Source organism: Deltaproteobacteria bacterium (genome assembly GCA_016709225.1).
Taxonomy (GTDB): domain Bacteria; phylum Myxococcota_A; class Polyangia; order Nannocystales; family Nannocystaceae; genus Xiheibacterium; species Xiheibacterium phototrophicum.
On sequence record JADJEE010000002.1, the window covers coordinates 1,886,994 to 1,901,068 of the forward strand.

Genomic DNA, 14,075 nt, shown 5'->3' on the forward strand with positions numbered 1-14,075 from the left:
GTGGCGTGACGACCGGGCCTGCTATGAGCAGGTGCAGCCTTGTCGCTCGCAATCCTCTTGGTCGCGGCCTGGGTCGGATGCTCCGGCGCAAGCCCGGGCGTCGAGCCGCCGCTGCAGCGGCCGCTGGCGATCGATCTCGAGTGGAACACGGCGCCGAGCTGCGCGGGCGCCGATCGAGTGCGACAGGTGATCGCGTCGCTGCTCGCGCGACGGATCGATCTCGACCCGACCGGTGAGCTGCGGGTGCGCGGTGACGTCACGGCCGCCGACGCGCAGTGGCGGCTCGAGCTCAGCATCGACGGCGAGCATGGTGTCGAGCAACGCGAGCTGTTCGCGGCCGAGTGCGACGCGCTGGCGGATGCCGCCGCGCTGGTGGTGGCGACTTCGGTCGATCCCCGCCGGGTGGCGGAACAGCTCGAGGCCGCGCACGCCGAGGTGCCGAGTCCGCCGCGAGCCGAGGGCCCTGCGCCGGCGGCACCGCCGGTCGCCGACGGATCGAACGTCGCGGCCTCGCCACCGCGATCGATCGCCGACATGCGAGCGCGACCACGGGCGCACCTCGAGCTCGGCGCCCTCGGTGGCATCGCGCTGGGCTGGACCCCGCGCGCCAGCGGAGCAGTGCTCGGCGACGCGTTGGTCGTGATCGGTCGCGGGGCGATCGGGGCCCAAGTCGCGCACGTGTTCGAGCGCAGCGGCACCGCGGTCGTCACGGCCCGCGTGCGCTCGACCGAGATCGCGCTGCGCGGCTGCTACGTGCTGACGCGTCGGGCCTGGAGCGTGCCGCTGTGCGGCGCGGTCGAGCTGGGGGCCACCGCCGCTCGCGGCGTCGGGGCCAGCGTGCGCCCCGGCCGTGCGAGCGCGCTATGGCTCGGCGCGGGCTTGTCGACGCGCCTGCAGTGGTGGCCGCACCCCCGGGTCGCGCTGGCGGTGGGGCTCGACGCGCTGGTCGGGCTGCGACGGGTGCAGTTCCACGTGGATGCGGCACCCCGCCGCGTGCCGGTCTACGGCTCGGCCCCGGTCGCGGCCCGCGTCACGGGCGGCGTGATCGTGCGGCTCGGGCACATTCGTCGAAGGCGGTGACGGATCGCCGCGGCGGTGGTGCAATCCCAGAGGGCTTTGAGCGCACTCACCACCACGGTCGCCGCCGCCACCCCGGCGTCGCGCGAGCTCCCGAGCATCGCGCAGCTCTACGCGCGACACTTCCGACGCGTCTGGTGGGTGGTGCGCAGCGCCGGTGTGCCCGACGAGGCCATCGAGGACGTCGTGCACGACGTCTTCGTCGCGCTGCACCACCGGCTCCCCAGCTACGACGGCCGCCTCCCGCTCGAGCGATGGTTGATCGGTGTCGCACGCAACACCGCGTTCAGCCACCGTCGTGGCGCGGCGCGACGGACCCTCCGCGTCGCCGAGCTCGCGCGCGTCGACACCGAGCCCGTCGATCTCGACGACCACCTGGCGCAGGCGCGAGCGTGGCGGGAGCTGCAGCGCTTCCTCGTCGAGCTGCCCGACGAGCAACGTGAGGTCTTCACGCTCATCGAGCTCAACGGTGACAGCGCACCGTCGGTGGCGGCCGACCTCGAGGTGAAGCTCAACACGGTCTACGCACGGCTCCGGCTCGCGCGTGGCAAGTTCGATCGCTGGCTCGTGCAGCACGGGCACGGCGATCCGCAGTGGACCCGCGACGCCGCGCCCGGCGGTGCGCCGCGCGAGGCCCAGCGCGCCCGCGCATGGGCGGCGATCGCCATCAGCCTGCGCGCGTCGGCGGGGCTCGGCGCGGGGTTCTCGACCGCCAAGCTGGCCGTGATGCTCGGCGTGCTCGCGACCGCCGGCATCGCTGCGGTCGCGCTGCGCTCGAGCCCTGAACCGCCGGTCGATGCGCCACCGTCGACCGAGCCGCGGACGCAGGCGTCGGCGTCCGACCCGGTGCACGCCGTCGAAGCACGCGAACCGCGAGCGGACCCGCGGCCGCCGCTCGCAGCCGTGCCGGCCACCGCCGCGCCCACCGTCGTGCGCGCGCACGCAGGACCCGCGTCGACGGGGCAACGGCCACGCGCGGTCGACGATCCGGCCGTGCGCGACGGTACCGCGACCGCCGACGGACCCGCGCCGGGCGACGAGCAACGCTGGCTCGCGCACGCCCACGAGGCCATCGCGCAGGGCGAAGCCGAGCTCGCGTTGTCGTGGATCGATCGCCACGCCCACGCGTACCCCGACAGCGCGTTGGCGCCCGAACGCGTGGTCCTGCGGGTCGACGCGCTGTGCCAGGCCGGGCGCCGCGACGAGGCCGAAGCCGCGGTCGCGAGCTGGCGCCACGACCACGCGCAGCGGCTGCCGCGGATCGCCGGGCGCCTCGCCGCCCGGCTCGACGACGACTGCGGCCGATGAAGGCCCACCGCGATCCCACGTCACGGTGCGATCGCGATGCCGAAGGTCAGCGGCTCCGACGGCCCATCGTCGACGTTGCTGTCGATGATCTGCCGCGCGGTGTCCACGTGCACGTCGAAGGTGTCCGAGTCGCCGATCGAGAACGCCGCGTGCTCGCCGTCGACGAACGTCGCGACCTCACCATCGTCGAACTGCGGCGACGTGAACCGCACGCCCACGCGCTTCTCGGTCCAGTTCTCCATCACGGTCTCGACGCAGCCGACGTCGACGAGCGAGACCGCGAGGTCGTCACCCCATGGCGGCGACGCCGGCAGGCCATCGGCGGTGCTGCCCGCCACCCGCAGCACGCCATCGAGGTCCCACAGCGCGAGGCTGCGGCGAGGCTGAAAGCCGCCGTCGAGCACGATGGCGACCGTGACCTCGTCGTCGACCGCCAGCGGCGCGACCGGGAACTGCAGCGTGAGATGTCCGAGCGGCGCGGTGGTGTCATCGAAGCAATCGAGCTCGAAGGCACCGCCGGTGACGCGACATCCGAAGGTGTACTGCCCGGGCTCCAACTCGCCCGCAATGCCGCCGAACTCGAAGTCGAAGGCCAGCGGAGCCCCGCTCGGCGGCACGCAGGCATCCCCAGCGGTGTCATCCGAGCCGCCGCTGCCCTCGTCGGGCAGACCGGTGCTGCTGACGCTCACGCTGCCGGTGCTGCTGCTGCCCTCGCCACCGCTGTCGGTGCTGCCGCCGCTCGAGTCGTCGTCGACCATGCCGACCCCTGCGCTCGGCGCGATGCAGGCCACGGCGGGCAGCAGCCCGAGGATCGCGAGCGGCAGCAAATGAAGGGTGGGAGAACCGGGATACCGATGCAGTGGCATGGTCTCGAATGCACCGCCGCGCCGACGTTCCGTCACCCCAAGAGTGCCGAGGGTGGCGCGGCGCGCTAGCGGCCGGATCGTCGCACGCTAGACCGGCGACCCGACAGCCACGCTCGGACCTCGTCGCCCACGACGGCCGCGCTCGCGGTACGCGACGCGAGACACAGCGCGAGCGCCTGCGCCGCCCACAAGTTCGCGAGGCCGGGGTCGTCGGCCGACCACGCCCGCGCCTGGGCGAAGGCGAGTCGGGCGCGCAGTAGGGGGTCGGCGTGCGGCCCCGACACCGTGCTGGCACGCACGAGCAACGCGCGGGCCCGCAGCGGCTCGTGGCGCTCCAACGCACACAGGGCCTGGCCGAGCAGCACGATCGCGAGCCCGGGGTGATCGACGCCGAGCTGTCGCTCCGCCACCGCCAAGGCCTCGTCGAAGGCGGTCTGCGCCGCCGTCAGTGCGCCGGCCCGGAGCTCGACCTCACCGAGGTTGCCGAGCGCCACCGCCAACGCGACCGCGCTGGTGGTGTTGCCGCGCATGACCTCGATCGACGCCACGAGGTGACGACGGGCGGCCGACAGATCGCCGCGCTCGATCTCCACCGTCGCGAGCGCGTGCATCGAGTTCGCGGTGTCGATGTGTCGAGCGCCGAACGCAGCCTCGCGCACCGACAGCGACGCGCGCAGGCTCGCGGCGGCATCGTCGAGGCGCCCGAGCTTGCGCTGTACGATGCCGAGGTACTCGAGCGCCATCCCGACGTGGGGATGATCGGCGCCGAGCGACTGCTCCCAGGCCCGTTGCGCGCGCACGTAGTAGGGCACTGCGGCGTCGAGTTCGTCGAGCTGTTCGCGCGCGAGCCCGACCGCCAGCAGCAGCGAGGCGCCGGCTGCCGACTCGAGGTCGCCGGCCTGCGTTCGCAGCTCGACGGCGCGCTGCAACGCGTTCACGGCCCCGCGCGCGTCGCCGGCTGCGGTACGCCCGCTGCCGAGGTTCTGCAGCACGATCGCACGGCCGCGATCGCCCCGCCCGGCACGATCGGCGAGCGCGTCGGCGACACGTGCGTAGGTCTCGGCCTCGGCGATGCGTGCGTGGCGTGCCCCCTCGCTGAAGACGAGCTCGCGTAGGCTGTCGAAGGCCTCGCGGTCGTCACCAGCGTCGAGCGCCAGCGCGAGCGCCTCCTCCAGCAAGCCGCGACCGTCGCCGTCGCCCCGCCGCTCCCGCGCGACCGCCCGCAGCCGCAGCGCCGCCGCACGTTGGGCCGTGAACGCTGGGCCCTCGCTGGCGTCGAGCACGAGCGCCGTCAACGACTCGACGTCGTGCAGCGACGCGAGTCGGAGCAACAGCTCGGCCTCGACCAGCAGGGTCGAGTTGCGCAGCGCCGCCTCGCGCAGCATCGGATCGTGCGGCCACGGCAAGGCCTCGGCCAGGCGCTGCGGGTCTTCGCACTCCACCACCTCGAGCGCCGAGTCGACCACGGCGAGCGCGCGCCAGTGCTCGACCGGGGACTCCGACAGGGCGACCGCGACCAGCGGCGCGGTGGCGGATGCGGCGGCGCGCAGGCACGCGACCCGGCGCTCGTGCCCGGCGTCCTGCGACGACGCTGCGGCCTCGCAGCTGCGACGATGGGCGGCGCGCAAGCGGCCGTGGAACGTCTCGATCGCGGCCCCCAGGCGCTCGATCGCGACGCCGTCGCCGGTCGCGACCTCGTGGGCGTGCGCGGCGATCCGCTCGCGATCCTGCGGCGTGAAGACCTGCTCGAGCCACGGCGGCGACGCGCAGGCGTCGTCATCCCGCGTGCTCGCCCACCAAAGCGTCACCGGCGTCGCACAGGCGGCGAGCCCGACCACCCACGGCAGCGTCACGCGACGGGAGATCGAAGCGCGCAGGGCCGCGATCAACGCGTGCATGTCGGCGTGGCGCCATGCGGGATCCACCGCGAGGCCGCGGCGCAGCGCTCGACGCAACCCCCGCGGCACCCGCGGCACGGCCGGCGGCTCGACGAGTGCGCCGGCGGTGACGCTCGCCGCCAGCTCGACCACGCTCGTGCCGACGAAGGGCCGCGCACCGAACACCGCCGTCCAGAGCGCCACGCAGAATGCGAATTGATCCGATCTCGCGTCGGGGGGCAGACCGGCGAACTGCTCTGGCGCCATGAACAGTGGCGTGCCGATGAAGCCCGGCACCGGGGTCGCGCCGCCCGACGTGACGTCGTCTGGGGCCGTGGCCGGCACCGCGCGCGAGAGCCCGAAGTCCGCCACGCGTACGCGTCCGCGACGATCGACCAGCACGTTGTCGGGCTTGAAGTCGCCGTGCACGATGCCCGCCGCGTGGGCCGCCGCGAGCCCACGCGCGGCATCGAGGAAAACCTCGAGCACCTGCGTGCGGGGATGCTCCTCGCGTAACCACGCCGCCAGCGTGCAGCCATCGACGTACTCCATCGCCACGAAGATGCGGCCCCTGGCGATGCCGACATCGTGAACCGCGACCACGTGGGGATCCGCCAGGCGTGCCATCGCCTTGGCCTCGTGCACGATGAGGCGGCGGGCACCGCCGTTGCGCTCGTCGTCGCCGCAGCGCAGGAGCTTGAGTGCGACGCGGCGGTCGAGGTCGGGATCGTAGGCGGTCCACACCACGCCCATGCCGCCGCGACCGACGCGCTCGAGCAGGCGGTAGCGACCCAGCCGCTCGCCCTCGACCAACGGCGTGAGTTCGTCGCCGTCGTCGGCATCACGCCCGAACGATGCCAGCACCTCGCGGCACGCGACGCAGCCATCGACGTGTTGCAGCAGCCCTGCGGCGCCAGGCTCGTCGAGTTCGCCCTCCAGAAACGCAGCGACGACGTCCGCGCTGGGGCAGAGGTCGCTCATGCCTGGGTCTCGCCGAGATGTCGACGGACGCTCACGGCGAGGTGGCTGTCGATCAGGCGCATGATGCTGTCCAGTTCGTGGAGCTCGACGCCGAGCTCGCCCATGAGCTGCGCACGTGTGTCGGCGAGCACCCGCGCGCGGACCTCGGCCAACCAACGCTTGGCGGTCGCGCGGTGCACCCGAAAAATGGTTGCGATACCCGTCGCGGAGAGGCCGTCGACCACCTGCATGCGCAGCAGCGTCCGCTCGCGGGCGGACAGCTGCGCCAGCACGGTCGCGAGCGCAGCTCGGAACGCGGCGCGGTAGTGGGCCTTGAGGTAGTCGAGCTCGGGGTCGAGATCATCTGCCAGCCGATCTTCGAGGCGCTGCGGCAGCGACTCCACGAGGTCGCGGCGGTTGCGGCGGGCGTTCTGCGCGACGCGGCGCGCGACCACCCGCAGCCACGCAGACAGCGATCCGCGCCCGCCGTACTCGGCAATGCGTGGCGGGCCGTGCCCCGCGGGCACCAGCACGTGCGCGAGCACCAGCTGCAACAGATCGGCGGCATCGATACCGCTGGCGTCGCTGTCGCGCAGCTGCGACCGCAGCAGCGGCTCGAAGTACTGGCGGAAGCAGGCCGCCGCACCGTCGACCGCGAGCGAGCACGCGCACGCGAGGTAGAGATCCGCCGCGCGCTCGGGCGTGAGCGCGTCGAGCTCGGCGGCCTGCAGCCGTGCGTCGACGTGGGCGACGAACCGAGGGCGATCGAGCTCGACGCTCGGCCACGCGCGCACGCACACGTTCCACAGCTGATCGAGCCGAGCCTCGACGGATGCCACCGCACCCAGTGTAGTGCGAGATGCGGCCGATCGAACGCGGACGGCACCGCGCGCTGCGTGCTGGTCGTCATGGCGCGAGCTTGCGGATCCACGCCTGCCGATCGCCGGTGCCCACGGGTGTGACCCCGCCGCAGACCACCACCGTGCCGTCGGCGGCAATCGTGACGTCCGATGCGAAGTCGGTGCCGGGCGCGACATCGTCGAAGGGCACCACCCACGTCGGCGCCGCGGCCTCGCCGTCCCAGCGCAGCACCCGTGCGTCGTAGCCGTCGAGGTCGCCACCCTGGCTGGTCGCGCCGGCGATGTAGCGGGTGCGGCCGTCGGCGACCAGGCCGTTGCCCACGGTGAAGCTCGCGTCGGACCACATCGCCTGCCAACCGAGCTGGATCGTGTCGTCGACCTGGAGCCGCGCGAGCCACAAGTCCGAGGCCTCGGCGCCGCTGGCATGTCGGCCGACGACGTGGACGGTGCTGCCGTCGAGAACGAGGTCGACGAAGTCGTCGTCCCCGCTGCCGCCGAACGCGGCCTCGTGCAGCAGCGTGCCATCGGCCTCGATGATCGCGATCCAGGCGTCGCTGCCCTTGTCGGTGCCACCATCGTCCGAGCCGACCGCGATGACGCGGCCGGTTGCGTCCTCCGCCAACGCAAAAATCGTCCCGAGCTGTCCCTCGAGCGTGCCGCTCTCGGGCGTCGATGTGGTGAGCAGCCACGCCGGCGACACGCCCTCGTAGCCGAGTAGCGCAGCGCTCGCTTCGGTGTCGAGGCTCGTCGACCCGCCCGCGAACCACCCGCCGGCACTGCGCGGTGCGACCCCCAGCAGGATCATCGACGCCGGCTCGAAGCCGTACCCATCCGACCATGTCTCCGCACCGCCACCGTCGAACACCCGCAGGAGGCCGTGCTGCAGGGACGCGCCCGTGTCGAACGAGCCGACTGCGACGACGTCGTCGTCGATCCATGCGAGCCCACAGATGAGATCGGCGCCCTCACCCGCCGTGGCGTCGTCGTCCCACTGCAACGTGCCATCGGCGGCGTAGCGCGCGACCCATGGGTTGCTGGTGGTGTCCGACGTCCCCCGCGCGCCACCGACCACCACGTCACCGTTCGGCGCCGCGATGATGACATGGGCGTTGTCGCGGAAACCTCCGCCGGGCTCGACGACGGTCCAGTAGGGCTGCCCCGACGAGGGCCGACAGTCGATCTCGCAGCCGTCGGCGGTCACGTCGTTGCCGTCGTCGCAGACCTCGCCGTCGTCGATCGTACCGTCACCGCAGAAGCCCATCGAACCCTCGGCGCTGCTGCTGTCGCCTTGCGAGCCCCCGCTCGACACGTCTTGGCTGCCCTGTGACGCGCCGGCCGAACCCGCCGTGCTCGCGCCGGTGGTCGAGCCGTCACCCTCGGACGGCGCGCTGCTCGAGGCGCCGTCGTCGGTCGCCGTCGGACCACCGTCGTCGATGTCCACGAACGGGCTGTCGAGAAAACAACCACAGGGGCCAGCGAAAGTCGCAGCCATCACCGTGAGCCGGGCGCGGGAGTCGAGGCACCGAGGGACCATGCACGCAGGGACACGACCCGGCGCGCAGTGGCGCAGGGAAATCGTCCGCGCCGCCGCAGACGCGGCCGCCGGGCGCAGTGCCGGGCGCCCGAGCGGGGCTACGACGGACTACGTAGCCCGGCCCCCCGTCCCGGGGCGGCCGCGATCGTGGCGGGGGCACGGTGCACTCCCAAACCATGAAGGCTCTCCACCGTGTTGCCCTCGCCTGCTGCTCCTTCCTCAGCGCCTGCACCGACGAGATGCTGTGCCCCGACGGTTGGTACGAACACGAGTATGAGTGCGTGGCGACATCGAAGTGGCTGTCGCGTCGACCGACGGAGTCGGTGTACGGCTTCGTCAAGTTGATCGAAGGTGGCTGCGGCCCGGGCGACCACACCTGTCGCGTCGAGCTGCTCGACGGCCACGTGGTCGAGGTGATCGAGCTGCTCGCGCCCGACACCGACCACGAGTGTTGGGCCACGGCGTACGACGACGAGGCGGGTGCCGACGATCCCGAGGGCGAAGACCCCGAGGTCACACTCGTCGCCGACGCGCGCACCGACGGCCAGGGTCGCTTCGCGATCGCGGTGCCGCCCGGCCGCTACTGCCTGCGCACCGTCGACCCCGGCGACGGGGCCTGGTGGTCGGTGCCGTTCGACATCCTGGCTGGTGCGCGCACGCCGGTGACGATCGAGTTCGACTACGGCGCCTACTGAACCGCCGACGCTCGCGAGCGGTTCGTCCGCGACGAAGCGAGCTATTCCACATGCAGCTGAACGCCCACGCGGTCCATCACCACCGCCGTGAAGCTCGCCCGAGCGAAGGCCTCGTTGGTGGCCGGGAACGCGTTGGCGTCGCTCTGCTGCAGCTCCTCCTCGCACATGCGCGAGAACTCGTTGAAGAAGGCGTACTCGGTCGAGCGTGCCAGGCAGTAGCGCAGCGCCTCGGCGGCGGCGCCGAGCTCGGGATCGGCCTGCTCTGCGAGCGCGTCGCAGTACGCCTCGCGCTCCTCGGCGCGGCGCAGATTCTCGGGGATCGGCGCGCGGTAGAGCTGGTCGGCGAAGTTGCGGTGGACCAACGCCGCGCGCGCGGCCGCGGCCAGCGTCCAGTGCTTGCTGCCGCTGTCGGCGACCTTGCCGTAGCGTTCGAGCAGGACGCGGCCGAGCTCGACCTTGCGCGCGAAGTACTCGCTGAACGACTTGCGGGCCTTGGTCTCGCGGGCGAGCGCGGCCTCGTACTGGCGCCCGAGCTTGCCGGGTTGCCCGCGCTTCCATGCCTGCTGCTCGGCACCGAACCATAGATCACCGGGAATCTCGAGCGCGAGGTAGCGCTCGTAGTCGGCGTCGGCGGTGTAGACCATCGCGAGCCCGACCGCGTTGTGGAAGGCCTCGACGCGCGCGGAGTCGTCCTCGGGTGGCTTGGCCTTGCGCGCCAGCTCGAGCGCGCGCGCGAGGTGCTTCTGCGCGGCCGCGACGAGCTTGGGGTCGCGGGCGTGGACCGTGATGATCGCCTGGGTCTCGGTGCCACAGAACGACTGGCCGCCGTCACCACGACGGCTGGCCACGCGGCTGCGGAACGCCTCGGCCTTGCGCCGCTGCGTCTCGCCGGTGGTCGCCCGTCGGCGACGCACCCCGATGCAGCTGTCGAACGACAGCTCCTTCGAGCACGACTGCCGCCACAGGATCTGGCCCGCGGCCGCCTCGGCAACCACCGCCCGATCCACGCCGCCCTTGCTGCCGTACTGCGCGAGATAGGCGCGCGCGTGTGCCAGCCGCTGTTCGGCGTCGCCGACCAACGCGTGCTTCGACCAGAAGATCTTCGCCGCCATCATGGGATCCTTGGCGCGGTAGATCGACTCGTAGCGATCGAGATCGGACTTCGCGGCATCATCGTCGCCGCGACCGAGCCGAAAGAGGTACGCGTTGCGCAGTGCGTCCGGTGCGAACGCGTCTTCGGGGAACTTCTCGGCGTACTGTTCGTAGCGCTGGGCCGCGTCGTCGTAGAACGCGATTGCGTGGTAGTTCTCGCCCAGCTCCCGCAGGGTCTGGCGGAACAGCGGCGACGCAGGGAAGCTCGCCAGCAGCTCCTTGCGCAGCTTGACGGCATGGCCGACGCGCTGCGCGGCCTCGAGGCACCGCGCCGCGTTGAAGAGCAACGCATCGGCGCGGGGATGGCTCTCGAACTCGTTGTAGACCGACAGATAGGTGTCGGCGCACTCGACGTAGCCCTCGCGGTCGCCTGCGACGCCGCGCTGCCGCGCCGCCTCGGCCCGCTGCCCGCGGACCGCCGCCACCAGCGTCGGCACCTGCGTGCGCAGGCGATCCGCAGCCTCGTGCTTCCACGACCTGCTTCGCTGCAGCTCGGTGGTCCACGCCTCGAGCGCGGCGCGTGCGGCGACGCTCTGCTCGGCATCGTTGGCGCGGTCCTGCCACGCCAGCGTGAGGCGATCGGTGAGCATCTCGGCCGCCCACGCGGCGTAGACCGTGCCGTCGAAGCGCTGCACCAGCGCGCGCGCGTGGGGCTCGGCCTCCTCGAAGCGGTTGTGATCCATCGCGAGCTTGAGCCGGTGGTAGAGGATCTTCGGCAGCTCGGCGTCGTCGACGTCGCCGACGTACCGTTCGTAGGCGTCATACGACGCGATCATCTTGGCCTCGTCGCCGGAGTAGTCGGTCGCCGGGTAGGCGGTCGCGACGTCGATGCCGGCGGTGGGCGCCGCCGCCGTGCGGGTGCGACCGCGGCCGCCGCGGGCCGTCGGCACGCACACGCCCTCGGTGTCGACGGTGCAGCCGATGCCCTTGCTGCCGGTCTCGTCGTAGGCGAGGTGGTTCTTCATCGCCAACATCTGCGCGTAGGCGGCGACCTTGGTGTGCTTGCCGTCGGGTCGCCGCGCGAGCGTGTCCATGAACGCGTCGTGGGCGGCGAGGAAGCTCTCGCGCGAGCGCTTGCGGCTGGCGGCATCGGGGGCGCCGGCCTCCTGGGCGGCCTGCAGCCACAGCAGCTCGCCGAGGAAGTAGCCCAGCTCGTACGCATCGGCGTGCTTGGGGAACACCCGCAGGAATTCACGGTAGGCCTTGGCCGCGTACGCGAAGGTCTCTGGCTTGTGGGTCTTGTCGGCCTCGTCGTGCCACACCGTCGCCATCTGCCGCAGGGTGTCGCGGGTGTCCGCCGCACACTTGCGACGCACCGTCTCGGCGGGCTTGCCCTGTGCGAGCGACTCCCAGGTCTTGGCGAGCCGCTCGCTCTCGGCCCACTGGATCGCCTTGTCGTCGGTCGCGAGCGCGTTCACGACGATCTGCGCCTGCCAGGCGCAGTCGCTGGCGTCGCCGGGGTGGGCGTCCTGAAGCTGGCGATAGATCGCGGTCGACTCGACGTACATGCCCTCGCCGAAGTAGGCGTTGGCGAGCAGCTCCATCATCGTGCGTGCGGCGTCCTCGGCGGGCTTGGGCCCGTTGCCGACCTTGCCGAAGAACTCCCACGCCTTCGAGGGCCGGCCGGCGTGCACGTACGCGCGCACGAGATCACGCCGGGCATCGCGACGCAGGTGCTTGGCATTGGCCTCGCTGCCGGCGCGGCCCTCGAGCGTGGCGGCGATCGTGCGCACGAAGCCATCGAGGCTCTTGCCATAGTCGGGATCGGCGCTGCCGATGGGGTTCAGGTGGCACCACGCCAGCTTGTACTGCGCATACGCGAACGCGGGATGATCGGGATAGCCGTCGACCACGCGCTGGTAGAACTTGATGGCCTCGGCGATGGCATTCTTGCCGAAGTAGTGGTCGCCGAAGGCCAGGTAGGCGCTGGCGACGTAGCGGCTATCGGGGAAGTCGCGCACCAGCCGGGCATACGCGTCCTTCATCTCGGGCTCGCGCTCGAGCTGCCCCAGCTCGAACGCGTAGAAGTAGATCGCCTCGTCGAGCTTGGGGTACTTCGCGAATGCGCGGTCGTCGACGAGTGCGCGGTAGATCTCGACCGCGCGCGTACTCGCAGCGCGAGCGGACTTCTCGTGCCGACGCTGCAGCGCCGTGAGCCGCTCGGCTTCGGCCTTCTTGCGGGCGAGCTTGGCGTCGTGAATGGGCTCGTAGAGCGCGCCGGCCTGCTGCTCGAAGTAGGCCCGCTTCTCGAGCTGCAGGTCCGCCAGGCGCATCAACAGCTCCGGCAGCTCGGGGTCGCCCTTCTCGGTGACCGACGCGAGCCGCTCGAGCTTGGTGATCTGCGCGTCGAGGATCGCGTGCTCGGTCGCGACGCGCTCGCGGGCCCACGCCTGTGCGGTGAGGCTCGGCCGCTCGCCCGCGGCCTTCGTGGCCGCCTGTTTCGCCGCCGTGACCTGCGTCTGCAGGGTCGTGCGGGGCTTCACCGACGTCGACGGCCGATCGAAGCGCACGCCGGGGGCCGCGTCGCCCTTGGCGGGCGCGAACAGCCATGCAGCGGCGAGCAGTGGGACACACGCGAGGGACGCGGGCATGGATCACCTCTTTCGGCGCGAAGACGCCGGCGGTCGCCGTCATTCGTGGCACACGCACGCGCGCGCACCGACGAAGAGCGGCTCCTTGGATTGTCTCGAGGGGGGACAGCGATCGCGCGGTCGGGGGGACCTGCGATCGCGGTCGTCACACGCCGCGGGCGGGCGGGTGTTCCCAGGACCTCGTCGCGTTCACCACCGTGGCGTCGCGGTCGGTGCGACCGACGGCGGCGACGTGACGACGTTCGTCGGTGCGGTCGGCTGCTCGGCCGGCGGCTCGGGCTGCATCGGCGCGGGTGCGTCGGTGGCCGCATCGTCCACCGGTGCGGGCGCCTCGGGCGAGGGTGGCACCGCGGTCTCGGGTGGCGTCGTGGGCTCTTCGACCGGCGCGACGGGGGGCGGCGACGATGGGGCCGGCAGCGGCGCGTCGTCGACCGGCATCGGGTTCGCGGGCGCGGGCGCCGTGGTGCCGCGGCGGCGCTTCTTGCCGCCACCGAACGCGACCACGAGGCCGATGTTGGGCGACCACGAGAACGAGCAGAAGCCGGAGAACTGCACGTCGGCCGCGGTGCCGTGGTAGCGGTACGCGTCGTTGCACTTCCCCGACGGGAACATGCCGGAGAAGTCGACGCCGACGTTGAGGTAGACGGGCCCACCGATGCCGATGAACGCCCCGGGCCCCGCGACCCAGTGACCCACCACACCGCGGTGGTTGTTGAAGATCGCCGGCCCGACGCCGGCATGCACGAACGGCGAGAACCACCGCGAGCGGAAGAACACGTACTGCGCCGACGGCGTGATGAAGACCGTGTTGGTCGGCACCTGCTTGTGGATGCCCGGGTAGCTCGACTTGATCGACTCCGAGAAGATGAGGATCGAGTCCGACAGCGACACGCCCAGCCCGAGGCCCGCGATCGCGAAGTAGCGGAAGCCCAACCCGAAGCCCAGCGAGGTAGCCTCGCGCGAGAAGCCCATGCCGAAGCCAAAGCTCGGCATCACGGTGTCGCGGCCCCAAGGTCGCGGGCCGTCGCTGGGGTTGGCGCGGGCCGCGTGTGCTGGTGTCGCGAGCACACACGCGATCGCACACGCGATGGGGGCCGTCCCCGCAGCGAAGCGCCGTCGCATGCCCGCATCGTAGACCGAGAGCTGCCCGCGGCA

The 14,075-nt window shown here is 72.1% G+C and carries 9 protein-coding genes; 3 read left to right on the forward strand and 6 right to left on the reverse strand.

Annotated features, from left to right (window positions below):
• The first annotated feature begins 39 nt into the window (after positions 1 to 39).
• Together IPH07_21985 and IPH07_21990 are read left to right on the forward strand one after the other, a co-directional pair.
• Complete coding sequence (locus tag IPH07_21985) at positions 40 to 1,080, forward strand: hypothetical protein (GenBank protein ID MBK6920085.1); 1,041 nt, start codon at positions 40 to 42, stop codon at positions 1,078 to 1,080.
• A gap of 36 nt (positions 1,081 to 1,116) precedes the next feature.
• Positions 1,117 to 2,385 carry a sigma-70 family RNA polymerase sigma factor gene (locus tag IPH07_21990; GenBank protein MBK6920086.1) on the forward strand — a complete coding sequence of 423 codons (1,269 nt, stop codon included), beginning with the start codon at positions 1,117 to 1,119 and terminating at the stop codon, positions 2,383 to 2,385.
• A 20-nt stretch (positions 2,386 to 2,405) separates the two neighbouring features.
• On the opposite strand, the gene IPH07_21995 is transcribed toward IPH07_21990, so the two are convergent.
• From IPH07_21995 to IPH07_22010, 4 genes are all read right to left on the reverse strand, one after another.
• Complete coding sequence (locus tag IPH07_21995; protein MBK6920087.1) at positions 2,406 to 3,251, reverse strand: hypothetical protein; 846 nt, start codon at positions 3,249 to 3,251, stop codon at positions 2,406 to 2,408.
• Between the two features lie 65 nt (positions 3,252 to 3,316).
• Positions 3,317 to 6,109: a serine/threonine protein kinase gene (locus IPH07_22000; GenBank protein ID MBK6920088.1), complete on the reverse strand. Its 2,793-nt coding sequence runs from the start codon at positions 6,107 to 6,109 to the stop codon at positions 3,317 to 3,319.
• Positions 6,106 to 6,927, reverse strand: a complete 822-nt coding sequence (locus tag IPH07_22005) for a sigma-70 family RNA polymerase sigma factor (GenBank protein ID MBK6920089.1) — start codon at positions 6,925 to 6,927, stop codon at positions 6,106 to 6,108. The genes IPH07_22000 and IPH07_22005 overlap by 4 nt, the downstream gene beginning before the upstream one ends.
• Positions 6,928 to 6,994: 67 nt before the next feature.
• On the reverse strand, positions 6,995 to 8,440 hold the full coding sequence (locus IPH07_22010; GenBank protein MBK6920090.1) for a hypothetical protein: 1,446 nt from the start codon (positions 8,438 to 8,440) through the stop codon (positions 6,995 to 6,997).
• Between the two features lie 218 nt (positions 8,441 to 8,658).
• Here IPH07_22010 and IPH07_22015 point away from each other — a divergent pair, with 218 nt between their 5' ends.
• Positions 8,659 to 9,177, forward strand: coding sequence for a hypothetical protein (locus IPH07_22015; protein ID MBK6920091.1), 519 nt, complete (start codon positions 8,659 to 8,661; stop codon positions 9,175 to 9,177).
• Between the two features lie 41 nt (positions 9,178 to 9,218).
• Here the strand turns inward: IPH07_22015 and IPH07_22020 are convergent, their stop codons facing one another.
• Both IPH07_22020 and IPH07_22025 read right to left on the reverse strand, forming a co-directional pair.
• Entirely contained in the window at positions 9,219 to 12,920 is a 3,702-nt protein-coding gene (locus tag IPH07_22020; GenBank protein MBK6920092.1) for a hypothetical protein, read from the reverse strand.
• A 189-nt stretch (positions 12,921 to 13,109) separates the two neighbouring features.
• Entirely contained in the window at positions 13,110 to 14,042 is a 933-nt protein-coding gene (locus IPH07_22025; protein MBK6920093.1) for a hypothetical protein, read from the reverse strand.
• Positions 14,043 to 14,075 lie beyond the last annotated feature (33 nt).